Source organism: Amycolatopsis sp. NPDC104587 (assembly GCF_055583645.1).
Genome location: NZ_JBVJNO010000005.1, coordinates 238205 through 258338, shown reverse-complemented (window position 1 = coordinate 258338; position 20134 = coordinate 238205). Strand labels below are relative to the sequence as shown.

The 20134-nt window shown below is 71.5% G+C and carries 21 protein-coding genes; 14 read left to right on the top strand and 7 right to left on the bottom strand.

Annotated features, from left to right (window positions below; translation table 11 throughout):
• Positions 1-42: 42 nt before the first annotated feature.
• A complete protein-coding gene (locus tag ACZ61C_RS16650; protein ID WP_465307491.1) occupies positions 43-1269 on the top strand; it encodes a cytochrome P450 in 1227 nt (408 codons plus the stop codon).
• Here ACZ61C_RS16650 and ACZ61C_RS16645 read toward each other — a convergent pair.
• Entirely contained in the window at positions 1241-1822 is a 582-nt protein-coding gene (locus ACZ61C_RS16645; protein ID WP_465307489.1) for a dienelactone hydrolase family protein, read from the bottom strand. The genes ACZ61C_RS16650 and ACZ61C_RS16645 overlap by 29 nt on opposite strands.
• Before the next feature lie 22 nt (positions 1823-1844).
• Here ACZ61C_RS16645 and ACZ61C_RS16640 point away from each other — a divergent pair, with 22 nt between their 5' ends.
• Both ACZ61C_RS16640 and ACZ61C_RS16635 read left to right on the top strand, forming a co-directional pair.
• On the top strand, positions 1845-2636 hold the full coding sequence (locus tag ACZ61C_RS16640) for a transglutaminase-like domain-containing protein (protein WP_465307487.1): 792 nt from the start codon (positions 1845-1847) through the stop codon (positions 2634-2636).
• 67 nt (positions 2637-2703) lie between these two features.
• Positions 2704-3723 carry a YhjD/YihY/BrkB family envelope integrity protein gene (locus tag ACZ61C_RS16635; RefSeq protein WP_465307485.1) on the top strand — a complete coding sequence of 340 codons (1020 nt, stop codon included), beginning with the start codon at positions 2704-2706 and terminating at the stop codon, positions 3721-3723.
• Positions 3724-3753: 30 nt separating this feature from the next.
• On the opposite strand, the gene ACZ61C_RS16630 is transcribed toward ACZ61C_RS16635, so the two are convergent.
• The 5 genes from ACZ61C_RS16630 to ACZ61C_RS16610 form a co-directional block, all read right to left on the bottom strand.
• The gene (locus ACZ61C_RS16630; protein WP_465307483.1) at positions 3754-4410 is read right to left on the bottom strand and encodes a TetR/AcrR family transcriptional regulator; all 657 of its coding nucleotides are present in this window, start codon (positions 4408-4410) and stop codon (positions 3754-3756) included.
• A 15-nt stretch (positions 4411-4425) separates the two neighbouring features.
• Complete coding sequence (locus ACZ61C_RS16625) at positions 4426-5589, bottom strand: thiolase domain-containing protein (RefSeq protein ID WP_465307481.1); 1164 nt, start codon at positions 5587-5589, stop codon at positions 4426-4428.
• Complete coding sequence (locus tag ACZ61C_RS16620) at positions 5586-6599, bottom strand: thiolase domain-containing protein (RefSeq protein WP_465307479.1); 1014 nt, start codon at positions 6597-6599, stop codon at positions 5586-5588. Before ACZ61C_RS16620 ends, ACZ61C_RS16625 begins: the two co-directional genes overlap by 4 nt.
• A gap of 7 nt (positions 6600-6606) precedes the next feature.
• Positions 6607-7590, bottom strand: a complete 984-nt coding sequence (locus ACZ61C_RS16615) for a Zn-ribbon domain-containing OB-fold protein (RefSeq protein ID WP_465307477.1) — start codon at positions 7588-7590, stop codon at positions 6607-6609.
• A 246-nt stretch (positions 7591-7836) separates the two neighbouring features.
• Entirely contained in the window at positions 7837-8625 is a 789-nt protein-coding gene (locus ACZ61C_RS16610; RefSeq protein ID WP_465307475.1) for a crotonase/enoyl-CoA hydratase family protein, read from the bottom strand.
• 61 nt (positions 8626-8686) lie between these two features.
• On the opposite strand from ACZ61C_RS16610, the gene ACZ61C_RS16605 reads away from it, so the two are divergent.
• A complete protein-coding gene (locus ACZ61C_RS16605) occupies positions 8687-10303 on the top strand; it encodes an acyl-CoA synthetase (protein ID WP_465307473.1) in 1617 nt (538 codons plus the stop codon).
• Between the two features lie 14 nt (positions 10304-10317).
• Complete coding sequence (locus tag ACZ61C_RS16600) at positions 10318-11418, top strand: NAD(P)H-dependent flavin oxidoreductase (protein WP_465307471.1); 1101 nt, start codon at positions 10318-10320, stop codon at positions 11416-11418.
• A gap of 40 nt (positions 11419-11458) precedes the next feature.
• On the opposite strand, the gene ACZ61C_RS16595 is transcribed toward ACZ61C_RS16600, so the two are convergent.
• On the bottom strand, positions 11459-12259 hold the full coding sequence (locus ACZ61C_RS16595) for a S1 family peptidase (protein ID WP_465307469.1): 801 nt from the start codon (positions 12257-12259) through the stop codon (positions 11459-11461).
• Positions 12260-12579: 320 nt separating this feature from the next.
• Here ACZ61C_RS16595 and ACZ61C_RS16590 point away from each other — a divergent pair, with 320 nt between their 5' ends.
• The 9 genes from ACZ61C_RS16590 to ACZ61C_RS16550 all read left to right on the top strand — a co-directional run bounded on the left by ACZ61C_RS16590 (position 12580) and on the right by ACZ61C_RS16550 (position 20039).
• Positions 12580-13356, top strand: a complete 777-nt coding sequence (locus ACZ61C_RS16590; RefSeq protein ID WP_465307467.1) for a GntR family transcriptional regulator — start codon at positions 12580-12582, stop codon at positions 13354-13356.
• Between the two features lie 337 nt (positions 13357-13693).
• Complete coding sequence (locus tag ACZ61C_RS16585) at positions 13694-13930, top strand: DoxX family protein (protein ID WP_465308256.1); 237 nt, start codon at positions 13694-13696, stop codon at positions 13928-13930.
• A 102-nt stretch (positions 13931-14032) separates the two neighbouring features.
• Positions 14033-15151 carry a TIGR03364 family FAD-dependent oxidoreductase gene (locus ACZ61C_RS16580; protein ID WP_465307465.1) on the top strand — a complete coding sequence of 373 codons (1119 nt, stop codon included), beginning with the start codon at positions 14033-14035 and terminating at the stop codon, positions 15149-15151.
• Positions 15148-15822, top strand: coding sequence for a phosphonatase-like hydrolase (locus tag ACZ61C_RS16575; protein WP_465307463.1), 675 nt, complete (start codon positions 15148-15150; stop codon positions 15820-15822). Before ACZ61C_RS16580 ends, ACZ61C_RS16575 begins: the two co-directional genes overlap by 4 nt.
• Positions 15819-16826: a 2-aminoethylphosphonate ABC transporter substrate-binding protein gene (locus tag ACZ61C_RS16570; RefSeq protein ID WP_465307461.1), complete on the top strand. Its 1008-nt coding sequence runs from the start codon at positions 15819-15821 to the stop codon at positions 16824-16826. The genes ACZ61C_RS16575 and ACZ61C_RS16570 overlap by 4 nt, the downstream gene beginning before the upstream one ends.
• Complete coding sequence (locus ACZ61C_RS16565; RefSeq protein ID WP_465307459.1) at positions 16823-17872, top strand: ABC transporter ATP-binding protein; 1050 nt, start codon at positions 16823-16825, stop codon at positions 17870-17872. The genes ACZ61C_RS16570 and ACZ61C_RS16565 overlap by 4 nt, the downstream gene beginning before the upstream one ends.
• Positions 17869-18726, top strand: a complete 858-nt coding sequence (locus ACZ61C_RS16560; RefSeq protein ID WP_465307457.1) for a 2-aminoethylphosphonate ABC transporter permease subunit — start codon at positions 17869-17871, stop codon at positions 18724-18726. The genes ACZ61C_RS16565 and ACZ61C_RS16560 overlap by 4 nt, the downstream gene beginning before the upstream one ends.
• Entirely contained in the window at positions 18704-19501 is a 798-nt protein-coding gene (locus tag ACZ61C_RS16555; RefSeq protein WP_465307455.1) for an ABC transporter permease, read from the top strand. The genes ACZ61C_RS16560 and ACZ61C_RS16555 overlap by 23 nt, the downstream gene beginning before the upstream one ends.
• Positions 19502-19541: 40 nt before the next feature.
• On the top strand, positions 19542-20039 hold the full coding sequence (locus ACZ61C_RS16550) for a hypothetical protein (protein WP_465307453.1): 498 nt from the start codon (positions 19542-19544) through the stop codon (positions 20037-20039).
• The last annotated feature ends 95 nt before the right edge of the window (positions 20040-20134 follow it).

Genomic DNA, 20134 nt, shown 5'->3' with positions numbered 1-20134 from the left:
TCCGAGTTAGAACGTGTTTCACGGCGAACCGTGGGAGGCAACGTGGCCGCTCCGCTCATCCCCGCCGGTTTCGACTTCACGGACCCGGACCTCTACGCCCAACGGCTGCCCCTGGCCGAGTTCGCCGAGCTCCGGCGGACCGCCCCGGTGTGGTGGAACCCCCAGAAGACGAACACCGCCGGCTTCGGCGACGACGGCTATTGGGTCGTCTCCCGGCACGAAGACGTCAAGGAGGTCTCCCGCGACAGCACGCTCTACTCGTCGAGTGAGAAGACCGCGATCATCCGCTTCGACGAGAGCATGACCGAGGACCGCCTCAACGCGAACCGCCTGGTGCTGCTCAACATGGACGCCCCGCAGCACACCAAGCTGCGGCGGATCGTGTCGAAGGGCTTCACCCCGCGCTCGATCGCCAAGCTCGAGGACACGCTGCGCGAGCGCGCCGAAAAGATCGTCCACGAGGCGCGCAAGAAGGGCACCGGCGACTTCGTCACCGACGTCGCGTGCGAGCTGCCGCTGCAGGCGATCGCCGAGCTGATCGGGGTCCCGCAGGAGGACCGGCTCAAGATCTTCGACTGGTCCAACCAGATGGTCGCCTACGACGACCCGGAGTACGAGGTCGAGCCCCTGGAGGCGTCCGCGCAGCTCATCGGGTACGCGTGGAACATGGCCGAGGACCGGCGCAAGTGCCCGATGGACGACATCGTCACGAAGCTGATCCAGGCCGACGTCGACGGCGAGGCGCTGGGCTCCGACGAGTTCGGGTTCTTCGTCATCCTGCTCGCCGTCGCGGGCAACGAGACGACGCGCAACGCCATCACGCACGGCATGAAGGCGTTCCTCGACCACCCGGACCAGTGGGAGCTCTACAAGGACCAGCGGCCGAAGACCGCGCCCGACGAGATCGTCCGCTGGGCCACCCCGGTGGTCGCCTTCCAGCGCACCGCCACCCGCGACACCGAGCTCGGCGGCGCGCGGATCCGCAAGGGCGACCGCGTCGGCATGTTCTACAGCTCCGCCAACTTCGACCCGGAGGTGTTCGACAACGCGGAGAAGTTCGACGTCCTCCGCGAGGACAACCCGCACGTCGGGTTCGGCGGCACCGGCTCGCACTACTGCATCGGCGCGAACCTGGCCCGGCTGGAGATCGACCTGATCTTCAACGCGATCGCCGACGTGATGCCGGGCATCACCGAAGCGGCGGCCCCGGTCCGGCTGCGGTCGAGCTGGTTGAACGGGATCAAGCACTACCCGGTTCGGTACGCCTGAGGAACTCGAGGACCCGCCGCCGGGTGCGGTCGGCGGCGGGTTCGTCGTGGTCGGGGCCGGCCGCGTCCGTGTAGAAGTGGCCGACGCCCGGGTAGGTGAACACCCGGGCGTCGGCGCCCGCACCGGTGGCGGCCGCCTGCCAGGCCGCGACCTGCGCCGGTGGCGCGATCGGGTCGGGGTCGGCGACGTGCGCCTGCGCCGGCAGGCCCGGGCGGACCGACGCGGGCAGCGCTCCCACCGCGTGCAGCAGCACGACGCCGGCCGTGTGCGGGCGCTCGGGCAGCACCTCCTGGACGACCCCCGCTCCCATCGACACGCCCAGGAGCACGGTCTCCGCGGGCAGGCCCCGCACGGCTTCCCGGGCCCGCCCGGCGATGGTCGCCCAGCCGACGGTGTCCTTCAGCGCAAAACCTTCCTCGATCGTCGCGGCGGTCGAGCCGGCGTAGAGGTCCGGGGTGGCGACGCGGTGCCCGGCGGCCCGCAGCCGGTCGGCGAGGCCGAGCTCGACGGGCCGCAGCCCCAGGACGGAGTGGAAGAGCACGATGGTGGTCACCCGACCATGACATCATGACGCGATGGCCCCGCGAGCGACCGTCGACGTCGAGTTCTCCGTCCGTGTCACCGAACCCGGGCGCGCGGCGGTCTCCGTCGCCGCCGCGCGGGCTGACACTGACGAGCTCACCGTGTCCTGGCACGGGGAGAGCGAGCTCGCCGAGTTCGAGCACGGGACACGCGCCGAGGTCTTCGAGCTGCCCGCCGGGGAGCACCGCGTCTCTTACCACGCCGAGCACGCGGTGACCGAGCCCGAACCCGAGCCGGTCACCCTCGCCGAGATCGCCGTGTTCACCCGGCCCAGCCGGTACTGCCCGTCCGACCGGATCGCCGGGCTGGTGCCGCCCGAGCTGTTCTCCGTGCCGGGCACCAAGGACAAGGTGGACCGGATCGTCCGGCACGTCCACGAGCGACTGTCCTATGTGGCCGGATCCAGTCGCGGGACCGACGACGCGATCGACACGCTCCTGGCCGGGGAAGGCGTCTGCCGCGACTTCGCGCACGTCTGCATCACGCTCTGCCGGTCGCTCGACATCCCCGCGCGGTACGTCGGCGTCTACGCGCCCGGACTGTCCCCGATGGACTTCCACGCCGTCTTCGAGGCCGCCGTCGACGGCCACTGGTACGTCTTCGACGCCACCCACCTCGCGCCGCGGCAGACCATGCTCCGGATCTCGACCGGCCGCGACGCCGCCGACACGGCGTTCCTCGCGACCCTCGGCTGCGAGCTCGACTTCCTGGGCAGCACGGTCTTCGCGACGACGGACACGGCGCTGCCCCAGGACGACTGGACCGAGCTGGTCGTGCTCGGTTGACGCCGATCGGAGGGGCCAACCGCGTGTTGTCTGCGCGAAGTGGCCTTCAGCTGGGTAGACAGTGTCCGTGAAGAGTTCCCCCAAGGCCCCGAGCCCCTGGGCGCGGGCCCGTGCCCGGTACCGGTGGCTGGACCACATCGCCCGCGCCGCCGACCGCTACATCGACGCCGGCGGCTACCACTACATCGCCTCGATCACCTACTTCAGCCTGCTGTCGCTGGTGCCGCTGCTGATGGTGACGTCGTCGGTCGCCGGGTTCGTGCTGGCCAGCCAGCCGCACCTGCTCGACACGATGGTCCACGCGATCGTGTCCACGCTCCCCGGCGGGCTGGGGACCAAGGCCACGGACCTGCTCACCGGGTTCGTCAAGCAGCGCACGAGCGTCGGGGCGTTCGGTCTGGTCATCGGCCTCTACTCGGGCTGGAACTGGATGAACGCGCTGCGGGACTCGCTGACCGCGCTGTGGGGGCAGAACCGGTCCGACCAGTCTCTGCTCCGGCTGGTCGCCGTCGACCTGCTCGCGCTGCTCGGCCTGAGCGCGGCGCTGCTGGTGTCGTTCACGCTGACCCTCTCCGGCACCGCGCTCGGGAGCTACCTGCTGCGGCTGGCCGGGCTGGACGACACGAGCTGGGGCCACCAGCTCGTCTCGGCGTCCTCGGTGCCGCTCTCGCTGGCCGCCGACTGGCTGGTGTTCCTGTGGGTGCTCACGCGGCTGCCGCGGCAGAAGGTCGGCGTGCGCAGCGCGGTGCGCGGCGCGATCGCCCTCGCCATCGGCTTCGAGGCGCTCAAGCTGGCCGGCGGCGTCTACCTGCGCCTGATCGGCGACTCGCCGACCGGCATCGCGTTCGGCTCGATCATCGGCCTGATCTTCTTCATCTCGCTGGTCGCGCGGCTGCTCGTCTACGTCACGGCGTGGACGGCGACCGCTTCGGACGCGCCGCCGAAGCCGATCCAGCCGCCCGCGCCGGTCGTGTTCGAGCCGGTGATCGTGGTGGACCCGCCGGTCGCGGTGCCGGCCACGGTCGGCGTGGTGACCGGGGTGATCGGGACGCTGCTCGCGCTCAAGTGGCGACGTTCGCGCGGCTGACTGTGCTGGTGGTTCCCCATCCGGCCGCAGTCACGGCGGAAACGGGTGGCTCGCGCTGACCGGCCGCGGGCCGTGTCCGCCTGCTTTCGGCCGGATGGGGAACAGCCGGTCCAGCTGGTGGTCGATCAGCGCGATCGCCGCTTCCGGCGTCCGCCGGCCCAGGATGATGCTGGTCTGCAGGCCGTCGACGCTCGACAGGAGCAGCTCGGCCTCCGGCATCAGCTCGAGGTCCGGCGCCACCTCGCCGCGGTCGCGGCCCCAGGACAGCAGGTCGGCGGTCAGCCGTTCCAGCTCGGGCGGCGCGCCGCTGAACGCCGAGGCCAGGCCCGGGTCGGACAGCGACCGGACGAAGTAGGCGAGGTGCACGAGGTACCGCGTGCGGCGCTCGTCGTCGATCGGCAGCATCCCGACGAGCAGCGCGTGCAGGATCTCCCGCGGGGTCGCGTCCTCCTCCGGGCCGAGCCCGGCACGGATGCTCTCGCCGGCGTCGGCGTTGAGGATCTCCAGCGCGCCCAGCAGCAGGTCGTCCCGCGTGCCGAAGTAGTACTGGACCAGCCGCAGCGAGACCCCGGCCTCGGCCGCGACCTTGCGCAGGGACACGTCTTCCAGCCCGCGCGCGCTGGCGATCCGCCAGACGGCTTCGGCGATCTGGCGGCGGCGCTGCTCGTGGTCGGCGAGTCTCGGCATGGTGGGTCGAGCGTATCAACGCGGCTTGCCGGCGCCGACGACCCACATCGAGAAGTACTGCGACCCACCGCCGTAGGCGTGGCCGACCGCGATGCGTGCCCCGTCCACCTGGTAGTCCCCGGCCCGGCCCATGACCTGCTTCGCGGCTTCGGAGAAGCGAAGCATGCCGGACGCGCCGATCGGGTTGGACGAGAGCACCCCGCCCGACGGGTTCACCGGCAGCCGCCCGCCGATCGCCGTCTCACCCGCCTCGGTGACCTTCCAGCCCTCGCCTTCGGGCGCGAACCCGAGGTTCTCCAGCCACATCGGCTCGAACCACGAGAACGGCACGTAGATCTCGGCGACGTCCACTTCGGACAGCGGGTCGGTGATGCCCGCTTCGGCCCACAACGCGGCCGCGGCGTCGCGCCCGGCCTGCGGGTTGACCTGGTCGCGGCCGGCGAACGTGGTCGGCTCGGTGCGCATCGCCGTCGCGTGGATCCAGGCGGCCCCGCCCTCGACGGCGTCCCCGGCGGCTTCGTCGCCTAGCACCATCGCGCACGCGCCGTCGGACGACGGGCACGTCTCGTCGTAGCGGATCGGGTCCCACAGCATCTGCGACGCCTGGACCGACTCGACGGTGATGTCGGCCTGCCGCAGGTGTGCGTACGGGTTCAGGGCGCCGTTGCGCCGGTCCTTCGCCGCGACGATCGCCCCGACGTGCTCGGGCGCGCCCGAGCGGCGGATGTAGGAGCGCACGTGCGGCGCGAAGTAGCCGCCCGCGCCGGCGCCGACCGGCATCTGGAACGGCGGCAGGATCGACAGGCCCCACATGGCGTTCGACTCGGACTGCTTCTCGTACGCCACGGTCAGCACGCGCCGGTGGACACCCGCCTGGACGAGCGACGCCGCGACCAGCGCGGTCGAGCCGCCGACCGAGCCGGCGGTGTGCACACGCAGCAACGGTTTCCCGTTCGCGCCCAGGGAGTCGGCGAGGAACAGTTCGGGCATCATCACGCCCTCGAACAGGTCCGGCGCCTTGCCGAGGACCACGGCGTCGATGTCGGCCCAGCCGACCTGGGCGTCGGCCATCGCGCGGTCGATCGCCTCGCGCAGCAGGCCCGGCATCGAGACGTCCTGGCGCTTGGCGCGGTGGTGCGTCTGGCCGGTGCCGAGCACGGCGGTGAGCTGCTTGGTCATCGGGCCTCCAGCACGGTCACCAGGTTCTGTTGCAGGGCAGGCCCGCTCGTCGCGTGCGCCACGGCCTTGCGGGACTCGCCGCGGTGGATCCGCGCGGCCGCCTCGCCGATGCGGGCGAGCCCGGCGGAGAACATCGGGTTCGCGGCGAGCGCGCCGCCCGAGGGGTTGATCTTGACACTGTCGTCGAGCTTCAGGGCGTTGCGCAGGATGATCTCCTGGTGCGTGAACGGCGCGTGCAGCTCGGCGAGGTCGGCGCCGTCGAGGTCGAGGGCCTCCGCCGCGATCTCGGTGGACGGCGACCGCGTCAGGTCGCGGGCGCCGAGCACGGGGGAGTCGACGCGGTGCTGGATGCCCTGGATCACCGCGGGCTGGTCGACGATGTCCTTCGCGCGTTCCACAGTGGACAGGATGACCACCGCCGCGCCGTCGGTGATCGGCGCGATGTCGTGCCGGCGCAACGGGTCCGCGAAGTACGGCGTGTCGAGCAGTTCGCTGACGTCCTTGTCCGTACCCCGGGCGGCGACCTCGGCAAGATCCTTTTCGGACCAGAGCCCGGCTTCGAGGCCCACCCGCGCCTGGATCCCGGCGATCGAGACCGAGTCGGGCCACAACGGCGTCACGACGTACGGGTCGAGCTGCAGGGCGAGCACCCGGCGCAGCTGCCCGGCGCTGGACTTGCCGAAGCCGTAGACGAGCGCGGTCTCGACCTCGCCCATCTTGATCTTCAGCCAGGCCTCGTAGAGCGCCCAGGCGGCGTCCATCTCGACGTGCGACTCGTGGATCGGCGGGAACGCGCCGATCGCGTCGACGGCGGCGATGAAGGAGAACGCGCGCCCGGCGAGGTAGTCCGACGAGCCGGAGCACCAGAAGCCGATGTCCTGTTTGGACAACCCGGTCTTCTCGAAGACCTCGGCGAAGATCGGGACGAGCATCTCCACGCCGTTGGTGGTGCCCGGGGTCTCGCGGACGTTCGGGGCCTGCGCGAACCCGGCGATCGCGACGTCTGGCATCAGGACCTCACAGGTGGTGGGCGAAGGTTTCGTAGGCCGCGTCCGGTTCCCCGGTCGGCTCGAAGTGGCTGATGTTCTCCAGCGACGTCCACCACTCGTCGCGGGGCTTCCAGGCCGCGCGCACGCGCATGCCCATCTTGACGTCCTGGGCGTCGCAGCCGAGGACGAGGTGGAGGAAGGCGATGTCGGCGCCGTCGAGCAGGATGTACGCGGCGACGTACGGCGGCTTGAGCCGCTGCCCGAGGAAGGGCACGTTGACGATGCAGAACGTCGTCACGATGCCGGTGTCGGGCAGCTCGACCTCGTCGGTCGTGGGGACGCCGTCGGTCGGGCAGGAGCCGCGCGGCGGGATGTAGACCTTCTCGCACTTCGGGCACCGCTGGCCGATGAGCTTGCCTTCGGCGAGCCCACGCAGGTAGCGGCTTTCCTCGGGCGAGGCGGAGTGCATGTACTTCAGGTGCACGGGCGTGATGACGACACTGACCGGCGCGCCTTCTTCACGGTCGGCGACCGGGGGAGCGGCCTCGGTCGGCGTGGTGTCCTCGGCGTCCACCGGCAGGAAGTAGGCGATGTCCCGGATGTGCCCGACGGTGTCCGCGGCCCACTTGACCCGGACGCGCTGTCCACTGTGGATCTTCCCGGGCTCGCCGGCGTCCACGGCGTGGAGCATCGCGGTGTCGGCGCCGTCGAGCTTGACCAGGGCCCAGGCGAACGGCCGGGACAGCGGCTGGCCGTCGAGCGGCTCGGCGCACCAGGACCAGGAGACGACGGTGCCCTCTTCGGCCACCGGGACGAACTCGCTGAGCTGGTCGGCGGTGACGGGGTCGTACTCGACCGGCGGAACGTGCACCCGCCCGTCACTGCCCCGGATGCCTTCGATGCGGCGTTCCCGCAGCGCGTTCACGAACCGGCCGAGGACGGGCCCGGTGGAGCGCGTGTAGTCGAAGCCGACGTTGAGGGGTGCCGCCAGTGGTGTCTCGGTCACATCCATGAGTGAAACACGTTCTCGTTCTGGCGGCAAGATCCAGGCCCCGACGCATGGAACGCGTTCTAGATTTCTGTGCCAGAAGAGGCATCATGCGTGATTGGGCGGGCATCACGCGTGATTGGCGGGGCATCGCGCTGATGCCCCTCTGGTCACAGGTGATGCCCCTCCAGTCACGCGTGATGCCTCTCTGATCACGCGTGATGCCTCTCTGATCACGCGTGATGCCTCTCTGATCACGCGTGATGCCGGTCAGCGGCCCTTGAACTCCGGCTTCCGCTTCTCTGAGAACGCCTTCGGTCCCTCCTTGGCGTCCTCCGAGGCGAAGACTTCGATCCCGTACTGCGAGTCGAGCTTGAAGGCCTCCTCTTCGTGGAGTCCCTCGGTGTCGCGGATCGTCCGGAGGATCGCCCGCACCGCGACCGGCCCGTTCGCGTTCACCAGCGAAGCCAGCTCGAGTGCCTTCGCGAGCGCCTGGCCGTCCGGGACCACGTGGCCGATCAGGCCGATGGCCAGTGCCTCGTCGGCGGTCAGGTGACGGCCGGTCAGCAGGATGTCCGCCGCGACCGTGTACGGAATCTGGCGTGGCAGGCGCACCGCCGAGCCGCCCATCGGGAACAGTCCCCATCGCGCCTCCGACACCCCGAAGCGCGCGCCGGCGCCTGCCACCCGGATGTCCGTCCCCTGGAGGATCTCCGTGCCGCCCGCGATCGCCGGCCCCTCGACGGCCGCGATCAGGGGCTTCGTCAGGCGGCGTCCCTTCAGGAGACCCGGGATGCGCGAGGGGTCGAACCGGCCTTCGTCGAAGGCGGCGGCGGGCGAGTTCCGCGACATCGACTTCAGGTCCGCGCCCGCGCAGAACGCGCCGCCCGCGCCGGTCAGAACGCAGCTGCGGATCCCGTCGTCGGCGTCGACCCGGTCCCACGCGTCGGCCATGATCGCCATCATCTCGCCGGTGATCGCGTTGCGCGCCTCGGGCCGGTTCATCGTGACGACGAGGGTCTGGCCCTCCTGTGAGACCAGCGCGTGCGGTTCACCCACGGAAACCTCCTGACGGAGCAGTGCCATTGCCCAGAACAATAACATGTTCTACTTTGAGGGCGTGGCACTCAACATCGCGGATCTTCTGGAGCACGCCGTCGACGCCGTGCCGGAGCGCGTCGCGGTCGTGTGCGGCGAGCGGCGGGTCACCTTCGCCGAACTGGAGGCGCGGGCCAACCGGCTCGCCCACCACCTCGCCGCGCACGGCGTGGGACGCGGGTCCCACATCGGGGTCTACTCCCGCAACTCGATCGAGGCCCTGGAGGCGATGGTCGCGGCGTACAAGCTGCGCGCGATCGCCGTCAACGTCAACTACCGCTACGTGCACGGCGAGCTCGTCTACCTCTTCAACGACGCCGACCTGGTCGCCCTCGTGCACGAGAGAGGTTACGCCGACAAAGTCGCGAACGCCCTGCCCGAAGCGCCGAAACTGAAACACGTTGTCGTCATCGAAGACGGCAGTGGTTGCGATTACGCGGCCTACGGCGGAATCGACTACGAAACCGCCCTCGAAAGCGAGTCCCCGGACCGCGACTTCGGTGAGCGCAGCAACGACGACCTCTACATCCTCTACACCGGCGGCACCACGGGCTACCCGAAGGGAGTGCTTTGGCGCCACGAGGACATCTGGCGCGCGCTCGGCGGCGGGATCAACTTCGTCACCGGCGAGTACGTCCCCGACGAGTGGACGCTCGCCGAGCAGGGCAAGGCCGGCAGCCTCGTCCGGCTGCCCGCCGCGCCGCTGATCCACGGCGCCGCGCAGTGGGCCGCGTTCGGCGCGCTGTTCACCGGCAGCCCGGTCGTCTTCGTGCCGCGGTTCGACGCGCACGAGGTGTGGAAAGCCGTGCAGGAGAACAAGGTCCAGGTCCTCACGATCGTCGGCGACGCGATGGCGCGCCCGCTCATCGAGGCCTTCCGCGAAGGCGATTACGACGCTTCGTCGCTCGTCGCCGTGTCGAGCCACGCCGCACTGTTCTCCCAGTCGGTGAAGCAGGAGTTCGTCGAGCTCGTGCCGAACGCTGTGATCACCGACGCGATCGGCGCGTCCGAAAGCGGCTTCACCGGGATCGGCATGGTCGCCAAGGGCTCCGACCACAGCGCCGGCCCGCGGGTCAGCTTCGGCAAGGACGCCATCCTGCTCGGCGACGACGGTCACCTCGTGGAGCCGAAGGCGGGCGCGGTCGGGCTGATCGGCCGCCGCGGGCACGTCCCGCTCGGGTACTACGGGGATCCCGAGAAGAGCAAGAAGATCTTCGTCGACCTCGACGGCGTCCGCTACGTCGTGCCGGGTGACTACGCCCGCTACGAAGAGGACGGCACGGTCACGCTGCTCGGCCGCGGCTCCCAGTGTGTCAACACCGGCGGCGAGAAGGTCTACCCCGAAGAGGTCGAAGGGGCGCTGAAATCGCACCCGGACGTCTTCGACGCGCTGGTCATCGGCGTGCCGGACGAGCGGCTCGGCCAGCGTGTGGCAGCCGTCGTCCAGCTGCGCGAAGGCGCTTCGCCGGATCTCGCCTCGATCGAGGAGCACGTCCGCGGCGAGATCGCCGGGTACAAGGTGCCGCGGACGATCTGGCTGGCCGGCGAGATCGGCCGGTCGCCCAGCGGCAAGCCGGACTACCCGTGGGCCCAGCGCTACGCCGCCGAGCACGAACCGGCCACGGCCCAGCCCGTCTGAGGAGGACACCCCAAGTGCGGACACCGCTCTGCGACCGGCTCGGCATCGACCTGCCGATCATCGGGTTCACGCCCTCCGAGCACGTCGCCGCGGCGCTCAGCCGCGCCGGCGGGCTCGGGGTGCTCGGCTGCGTCCGGTTCAACGACGCGGCCGAGCTCGACCGGGTGCTCACCTGGATGGACGAGAACACCGGCGGCAGGCCCTACGGCGTCGACATCGTGATGCCGGCGAAGATCCCGGCCGAGGGCACCCAGGTCGACCTCTCGAAGCACATCCCGGAGGGCCACCGCGCGTTCGTCGATCGCGTCTTGAAGGACCTCTCGGTGCCGCCGCTGCCGGACGACACCGACGAACGCGCGGGCGTGCTCGGCTGGCTGCACTCGGTCGCCCGTTCGCACGTCGAGGTGGCGCTGAACCACCCGATCAAGCTGATCGCCAACGCGCTCGGCTCGCCGCCCGCCGACGTCATCGGCCAGTGCCACGACCGGGGCGTCCCGGTCGCGGCGCTCGCCGGGAAGGCCGAGCACGCGGTCCGGCACGTCGAGAACGGCGTCGACTTCGTCGTCGCGCAGGGCTACGAGGCCGGCGGGCACACCGGCGAGATCGCGTCCATGGTGCTGGTGCCGGAGATCGTCGACGCCGTCGACGTCCCGGTGCTCGCCGCGGGCGGGATCGGGTCGGGGCGGCAGGTGGCCGCGGCGCTCGCGCTCGGCGCGTCCGGCGTCTGGATGGGCTCGATGTGGCTCGCCACCGAGGAGTACCTGCAGACCATGGGCGAGTCGGTGGCGATGCAGCAGGCTTTGGTCGGCGCGACATCGTCGGACACCGTGCGGACGCGGATCTACACCGGCAAGCCCGCACGGCTGCTCAAAACGCGGTGGACGGAGGCCTGGGCCGCGGAAGACGCGCCCGAGCCGTTGCCGATGCCGCTGCAGAACCTGCTGGTTTCCCACGCCCACAACCGGATCCACGCGGCGAACGACCCGAGCGTGGTGTCGATGCCGGTCGGGCAGATCGTCGGGCGGATGAACGCGGTCCGCCCGGTCGCCGACGTCGTCGCCGAGCTCGTCGCCGGCTACGAAGAGGCACTGTCGCGTTTGGACAAGACACGCTGAAGGGGGCCCGCCGTGGCGGGCCCCCTCTTCGCGGAAGCGGTTACAGCGAGCCGGCGGCCGCGGCGATCTTCGACGCGAACGTGCTCACCTCGGTGTAGACACCGGGGGCGTGCGGCCGGGCGCAGCCGTCACCCCAGGAGACGATGCCGACCTGGATCCAGGCGTTGTTGTTGTCCCGGCGGAACATCGGGCCGCCGGAGTCGCCCTGGCAGGTGTCGACACCGCCCGCGGTCAGGTTGCCGGCGCAGATCTCGGCGCTCGGGATGAGGTCGGGGTAGCTGCCGCCCTGGGCCCGGCAGGTGCTGTCGGACACGAACGGGACGGTCGCCTTCAGCAGGTACCGCTGCTGCGCGCCACCCTCGGTCGCCGCGCCCCAGCCGGCCACGGTGAACGTGCCGGTGTTGTAGGTCGACGTCGTCGCGATCGGCAGCGTCGAGAGGCCGGTGACCGGGCTCGCGAGCTTGATCAGCGCCCAGTCGCCGCCGGTCGAGGTGCCGTAGGTGGGGGACTGGTAGACGTAGGTGGACTTGATCTTCTTGGCGCTCGTGCTGTTGAGGTCCACCACGCCGACGGTCGCGGTGATCGAGGTGTTGGCCCCGGTCCGGCTGACGCAGTGCGCGGCGGTCAGGACGATCTGGTTCGTGTAGAGCGCGCCGCCGCAGCCCATCGACAGCCGCACCATGAACGGGAACTCGCCCTGGGCGGCCCGCGTCCCGCCGACGACGTCGGTGGAGGGCGGCTGGGCGGCGATCGCCGGGGTGGCGAACGAGGCGGCCGCGGCGACCGCGGCCACGGCGGTGGTGACGTTTCTGAGCAGGGTGAACCAGCGCTTGGGAGCCAAGGGGATCAGTCCTTCCAGTGTCCACAGTGGAAGCCGTTGCCGTCAGCGGCCCCATGACTACACCAGGTGGTCACAGACCTGGACAACCGACTTTCTTCGGATCTTTCGGGCGGTTGGGTGATTTCCGACCCGCGGATCCGACGAACGCCGTAGGCCGAAGCGCCCAGTGACCGCGTCCCCGGGAATTCACCCGGCCTTTCCCGGCCGGAAATCATCGAGCCGGGAAAACGAGTCGGCGCATCCGGGTGATCTTCGTGTGACGGCCGTGTTACGCGCCACAGCGAACCACGGCGTCGCGGGAAACGAATAGGGTCGATTCCGTGCCCGCCCCTCCACGTCATTCCCGCCTGTCCGCCGACGGTCCCGTCCTCGACGGGATTCCCGAGCACGGCCGTGTCCCGCGTTACTACGCGGTCAAGGTCGAACTGCTGGCGGTGATCGCGGAGCTCGGCGAAGGCGCGGTCCTGCCGACGGAACGGGAGCTGTGCGAGCGCTTCGAGGTGTCGAGGGCGACCGTGCGGCAGGCGGTGGGGGAGCTGGTGCTCGAGGGCAAGCTCAGCCGCCGCCAGGGGAGCGGCACCTACGTCGCCGGCCCGAAGCTGGTCCAGCCGCTGGCCCTGGTCAGCTACACCGAGGGGCTGCGTCGCCAGGGCATCCGGCCGGGCCGCAACGTGATCACGCTGGAGCGGCGCCTGGCCGGCAGCGCGCTGGCCGCCGACCTGCAGGTGACATCGGACGCCGAAGTGATCCACGTCGAGCGCGTCCTCCTCGCCGACGAGGAGCGCGTCGGGCTGGAGTCGACTTATCTCCTGGCGGAGCGGTTCCCGACGTTGATGGAGGTCTTCAACCCGGAGCAGTCGCTGTACGCGTGCTTGAGCGAGAAGCTCGGCGTGGTGTTCGACGGCGCCGAGGAGCGGGTCGAGACGGTGCTCGCGACGCCGCGGGAAGCGCTCTTGATCGGGACGAACCCGGCTTTGCCGATGTTGCTCATGCACCGCATCTCGTGGGGGCCGGATGGTGCGCCGTTCGAGCGGGTCCGGTCTCTTTACCGTGGTGACCGGCTCAGTTTCATGACCCGCTTGGGTCGGGCCGACTGACTGTCACGTTCTGGAGCGGGCGCGGGGAAGTCTGCTCGAATCCGGTCGACCGCAGCTGCAGCCTGTTCGCCGCCTTTGGTTGGCACCCGCCCAGCCGAAGCGGCGGTCTGCGCGCTGTGTCCGCCTCGGTTCATGACCCGCTGGGGTCGGGCCGACTGACTGTCACGTTCTCCGGTGCCGGGCGGACTCAACCGACCGGCCCGGTGGCCACAGGTCGCTTGCCACCGCAGGGGCCTCGACAGCGCCCCGCCCTCCCTGGGGGGCGTGCCCTTGTCCAGTTTATCGGGGGTGGCGGACAAAAAGCCGGAGAAGCCAGAGTTCGAGCTGCTTTCTCCACATCACGGCCGGGCTGTGGACAAGGCGGCTCGTCGGGCTGATCCTTCCCGTTCCCCTCGGCATCGCACCCGCGCTCACCGGCTGGGCCGCCGTCGGCCTGGCCGTCGTCATGATCGGCGCGATGGCCATGCACAGCCGGCTGGCCGTCGTGCAGCACAAACCGGCCGAATGGCGCAACGTCGGGGTCAACGCCCTGATCCTCGCCGTCTGTGTGTTCGTCGCGGCCGGGCGACTCTGATAACGGAACGGTAACTCATCCGGTCCAATATTCCCTGGTGCTTCACGCCGTGTTCGCCATGGGGACAGCGCCCGTTGGCGCGCTCCGGAGAGCGTGTGCGGCGTGCGAATCCTCATCGTGGGCGGTGGTGTGCTCGGCACACTCCACGCCTGGCAGGCCGTCGAACGCGGCCACGACGTCGTCCAGCTCGAACGCGAACCCGAGGCCCGCGGCGCTTCCGTGCGGAACTTCGGCCTGGTCTGGGTGGGTGGCCGGGCCTCGGGCGCCGAGCTGGCGACCGCGGGGCGCGCCCGGCTGCTGTGGGAGCGGATCGGCGAGCGCGTCCCGGCGCTCGGCTTCCGCGCCAACGGCTCCCTGACCGTCGTCCGGACCGACGCCGAGCTCGCCGTCGCGCGCGAAGTCGCCGAAGGGCCCGAAGCCGCCGAACGTGGCTACAAGCTGCTCGACGCCGCCGAGACCCGCGAGCTGAACCCCGCTCTGCGGGGGGACTTCCTGGGTGCGCTGTGGTGCGAGCGGGACGGCGCCGTCGAGCCGCGCACCGCCCAGCCCGCGCTGCGCGCCGAGCTGGCCAAGACCGGCCGGCACACCTGGCGGCCGGGCCGGGAGGTGCGGCACCTCACCGCCACCGGCGTTGTCGACGACCGCGGTGAGCGGCACGAGGGGGACGTCGTCCTCTTCTGCACCGGCGCGTGGACCGGCGGCCTCGTCCGCGAGCTGGCCGGCGCCCCGCCGGTGCGGAAGGTCCGGCTGCAGATGGCGCAGACCGAGCCGCTCGGCGAGGAGCTGACCACCAGCGTCGCCGACGGTGACAGCTTCCGCTACTACCCCGCCTACCGTGGCCCGGCGCTCGACGCCCTCGCCGGAACCCAGCCCCAGGGTGACGTCGCCGCGGCGCACCGCATGCAGCTGCTGCTCGTCCAGCGGCTCGACGGCTCGCTGACCATCGGCGACACCCACGAGTACGACGAGCCGTTCTCCTTCGACGTCACCGAAGACCCGTACGAGCACCTCGCCGACGTCGCCTCGGCGCTGCTCGGCCGCCCGTTGCCGCGGCTGCGGCGCCGCTGGGCCGGGGTGTACGCGCAGACCACCGACGCCGGCCGGATCGTGCACCGCGCGCGGGTCGCGGACAACGCCTTCCTGATCACCGGACCGGGCGGGCGCGGCATGACCTGCGCGCCCGCCATCGCCGAAGACACCGCCGAGGAGCTGGGACTGTGACCACCGAACTCGTCGTCCTCGACATGGCCGGCACGACCGTCGCCGACGACGGCCTCGTCGTGCGCGCCTTCACCGCCGCGATCGAGTCCTTCGGGGTGCCCGAGGAGCGGCACCCGGACATGCTGCGCCACGTCGTCGACACGATGGGCCAGTCGAAGATCACCGTCTTCCGGGCCCTGATGGACAGCGAAACCCAAGCGCAGCAAGCGAACTCGGCCTTCGAGGCCGCCTACGGAAAGCTCGTCGCCGACGGTGCGTGCGCCCCGATCCCCGGCGCCGAAGACGTCATCCGCGGCCTGCGCGAAGACGGCGTCAAGGTCGCCTTCACCACCGGGTTCGCCCCGGCCACCCAGCACGCCATCCTCGACGCGCTGGGCTGGCAAGGCCTCGCCGACCTCGTGCTCGCCCCGGGCGACGGCGTCCGCGGGCGCCCGTTCCCCGACCTCGTCCTCGCCGCGGCGCTGCGGCTGGAAGTCACCGACGTGCGGCACATCGCCGTCGCCGGGGACACCCCGTCCGACGTCCTCACCGGACTCCGTTCCGGCGCCTCCGTCGTCGCGGGTGTCCTGACCGGCGCCGGCCGCCGCGAAGACCTCACCGCGGCCGGCGCGACCCACGTCCTCGCCACCGTCTCCGAACTCCCCGCCGTGCTCGAAGGAGAACCCCGATGAAGAAGACCCTGGCCGCCGTCCTCGCGGTGGCGCTGACCGCGCTGCTCGCCGCCTGCGGCGGCACCGGCGCCGCGTCCGCCGGCGGCAAGACCGTCACCGTGTACACAGTGGACGGTCTCGAAGACTGGTACACCGCCCGGTTCGCCGAGTTCAAGGAGCAGACCGGCATCACCGTCCAGGCCGTGACGGCCGGGTCCGGCGAGGTCGCCTCCCGCGTCGAGAAGGAGAAGGCCAACACGCAGGCGGACGTCCTCGTCACGCTCCCGCCGTTCATCCAGCGGGTCGCCGGGCTGCTGCAGCCGTACACCCCGCAGGGCGCCGACAAGGTGCCGGACAAGGACCCGCAGGGCCGCTTCGCCGCGATGATGAACAACTACCTCAGCTTCATCCGCAACCCGCAGGCCGCGCCGAAGACCTGGGACGACCTCCTCGACCCGAAGCTCAAGGGCAAGGTGCAGTACTCCACGCCCGGCGAGGCCGGCGACGGCACCGCCGTGCTCCTGCAGCTCCAGCACGTCCTCGGCGAGCAGGGCGCGCTCGACTACCTCGGCAGGCTCGAGGCGAACAACGCCGGCCCGTCGTCGTCCACCGGCAAGCTGCAGCCCAAGGTGGCCAAGGGTGAGCTGCTGGTGGCCAACGGCGACGTCCAGATGAACCTCGCCGAGATCGCCAAGAGCGGCGGCTTCGACGTGTTCTTCCCGGCCGACGCCCAGGGCAAGCGCTCGACGTTCGCGCTGCCGTACTACGCCGGGCTCGTGACGAACGCGCCGCACCCGGACGACGCGAAGAAGCTCCTCGACTTCCTGTTCTCGCCCGGAGTCCAGGCCAAGACGGCCGACGCGTTCGGCATCCCGGCCCGGTCCGACGTCACCGCGAGCGGCCCGAACGCCGGGAAGATCAAGGCCGCGCTCGACGGCGTCGACATCTGGCAGCCGGACTGGACCGCCGTGCTCGGCAAGCTGGACGCCGACCTGGCCGCCTACAAGAAGGCCGTCGGCCGATGACGCCGGCGGTCGAGTTCCGCGGTGTCTCCGTCCACTTCGGACAGACGACGGCGCTGGACACGCTCGACCTGACCGTGGCCCGCGGGGAGACCCTCGCCCTGCTCGGGCCGTCCGGCTCCGGCAAGTCCACGGCGCTCAAGGCCCTCGCCGGGTTCGTGCGGCCCAGCGCGGGCCGGGTCTTCCTGGCCGGCGAGGACGTCACCGACCTGCCGCCGCACCGGCGCGGGCTCGGCGTGGTGGTGCAGAGCTACGCGCTGTTCCCGCACCTGCGCGTCGACGCCAACGCCGCGTTCGGGCTCAAGGCCCGGCGGGCGCCGCGCGCCGAAGTCACCCAGCGCGTTGCCGAGGTCCTCGACCTGGTCGGCATGGGCGCCTACGCCCGCCGGTTCCCGCGTGAGCTGTCCGGGGGCCAGCAGCAGCGGGTCGCGCTCGCCCGGGCGCTGGCCATCCGGCCGGACGTGCTGCTGCTCGACGAGCCACTGTCCGCTTTGGACGCCGCGCTGCGCGAGGACATGATCGCGGAGCTGCTGCGGCTGCGCGCCGAGCTGCCGGACACCACGCTCGTCTACGTGACCCACGACCAGGGCGAGGCCCTCGCGCTCGCCGACCGCATCGCCGTCATGCGCGACTCGCGGCTGGTCGAGACCGGCCCGTGCGAGCAGCTCTACCGGCGCCCGGCCACCGAGTTCACCGCGAGCTTCCTCGGCGCGGCCAACCTCATCCCGGTCGACCTGGTCAGCGATGGGCGGCCCGCGACCGTCCGGCTCGGCGAGCGCGTGCTGACCGCCGAGCCGACCGGCGCGCTGGGCGCCGGACCGGTCGCGCTCGGGGTGCGCCCGCACCGCGTCGGGGTCGGGGAGCCCGGCGCGGACACCCTCCCGGCGCTGGTCCGGGCGGTGCAGTGGCGCGGCACCGGCTACCGCCTGGACCTGGAGCTGGCCGGGGGCGCGGTCATCCGGGCCGAGGTGGCCGACGCGTTCGCCGTCGGGTCGGCGGTCGGGGTGTCGATCCCGGACGGCTGCCCGCTGGTCGGGGTCGGCGCATGACCGGCGTCGCGATGCCCCTCGTGAGTGATAATTCGGGTTCTAACCCTACTTACCACTCACGACGGGGTGGGGTCTGGCTGCTGCCGCCGCTGGTGGTCGTCGCGGTCTTCTTCGGGTACCCGCTGGTCCTGGTGGCCGGGCAGTCCCTGACCACCGGCAGCGGGCTCGGCCTGGCGGTGTGGGGCGAGGTGCTCGGCTCGGCGGAGTTCCGGGACGCGGCCTGGCAGACCGTGCTGCTGGCGCTGGGCGCGACCACCGGCTGCGTGCTGCTCGGCACGTTCCTCGCCCTGGTGATCGCGTTCGTCCCGTTCCCGGGCGCGCGGACGCTGTCGCGGCTGGTCGACACCGTGCTCGCGTTCCCGTCGTTCCTCATCGCGCTGGCGTTCACGTTCCTCTACGGCAGCGCGGGTGTGTTCGGCGCGGGCGGCTTCCTGTACTCGCCGTGGGGCGTGCTGCTCGCCGAGATCACCTTCTACACGCCGTTCGTGATGCGGCCCGCGCTCGCGGCGTTCGGGCAGGTCCCGGGCGTGCACCTGGACGTCGCGGCGTCGCTGGGCGCCCGGCCCGGCCGGGTGCTGCGGCAGGTCGTGCTCCCGGCGGCGCTGCCGTCGCTGGCCTCGGGCGCCTGCCTGACGCTGCTGCTCGCGCTCAACGAGTTCGGCATCGTGCTGTTCCTCGGCGCCAAGGGGGTCACGACGTTGCCGATGCTGGTCTACGGCAAGGGGATCGTCACGTTCGACTTCCCGGCGGCGAGCGTCGTCGCGCTGGTCGACGTCGCGATTTCGCTGCTGCTGTACGGGAGTTACCGGGTCCTGTCCGGAAGGGGAAGCCGTGCTGCTGTGGACGCGGCGTAGCAAGCTGCTGCTGTGGCTGGTGTTCGGCGTGGTGTTCACCCTCGTGGTGGCCGCGCCGCTGGTGATGATCGTGCTCGCGTCGTTCGCCGGGCACTGGACCGGCGTGCTGCCCGGCGGGTTCACCCTCGGGCACTACGCCGGGGCGTTGTCGGGGGAGACGTTCGCGAGCCTGTCGGTGAGCATCCAGACCGGGGTCATCGCGGGCGCGGCGGCCGTGCTGCTCGGGACGTGGGCCGCGCTGGCGGCGGAGACCGCGCCGCGGCGGCTGCGGCAGTTCGCCGACACAGCGTTCCACCTGCCGATCGCGGTGCCGTCGGTGGTGCTGGGGCTGGCGCTGCTGGTGGCGTTCAGCCGGCCGCCGCTGGCGTTCAACGGCACCCGCTGGATCGTGCTGCTCGGGCACCTGCTGATCCTGCTGCCCTTCGCCTACAGCACGGTGTCGGCCGCGCTCGCCCGGGTCGACCCGCTGCTCGCGCAGGCGGCGGCGTCGCTGGGGGCGTCTCCGGCGCGGGTGCTGCTGCGGGTGCGCGTCCCGGTGCTGCTGCCGGCGATGACGGCGTCGGCGAGCCTCGCGCTGGCGATGTCGATGGGGGAGCTGGGCGCGACGATGATGCTGTACCCGCCGGACTGGCGCACGCTCCCGGCGAGCATCTTCGCCCTCACCGACCGCGGCCAGGTGTTCCTCGCCTCCGCGGCGACGGTGGTGCTGCTCGGGGTGACCCTCGCGGGGGTGATCCTGCTCGGCCTGGTCCGCGGCCGGGCGGCCCATCGCTGAGGGGATGCAACCCGGCGGGCGTCCGCTCCGTCTGGCAGGTATGCGCAAACTGCTGGGAGCGAGCCTGCTGCTGTTCACCGTGACGGCGTGCGGAGCCGGCACCGGCGGCGCTCCGGCGGGCAGCCCCGCCCCGGCGACGTCGGTGCCGGGCACGGTCACGCCGACCCTGGACCCGTCGCCGCCGCCGGTGGCCCCGCCGCCGTCGCAGACGGCCGGGCGCCCGACGCAGGGCATCGCGCCCGGGGACGACGTCATCGCCGAGAGCCAGGTCGACGCGCGCGGGCTGCCGGAGGGCTACCCGCGCACGCTGACCCGCAGCATCGACGGCAAGCAGGTGATCCTCGGTGCCGAGGAGGGCGGCTGCCGCCGCGTCTCGGCCCGCCTCGGCGACCAGACACCGCAGCAGGTGGTCGTGCTGATCGCCGTCTCCGCCGCGAAGAAGGGCCAGATGTGCCCGGACTACATCAGGGAGATCAGCATCCCGCTGACCCTGGCCGCGCCCCTCGGCACCCGCACGGTCGTCCTCCGCCAGGGCTGACGGGCTCCGCGAACGCTGGGAGGGCCGCCCCGGGATGCCCGGGGTCGCCCTCCCAGACCACGTCAACGCCCTCTTCGACAGAAATTCACCGGATC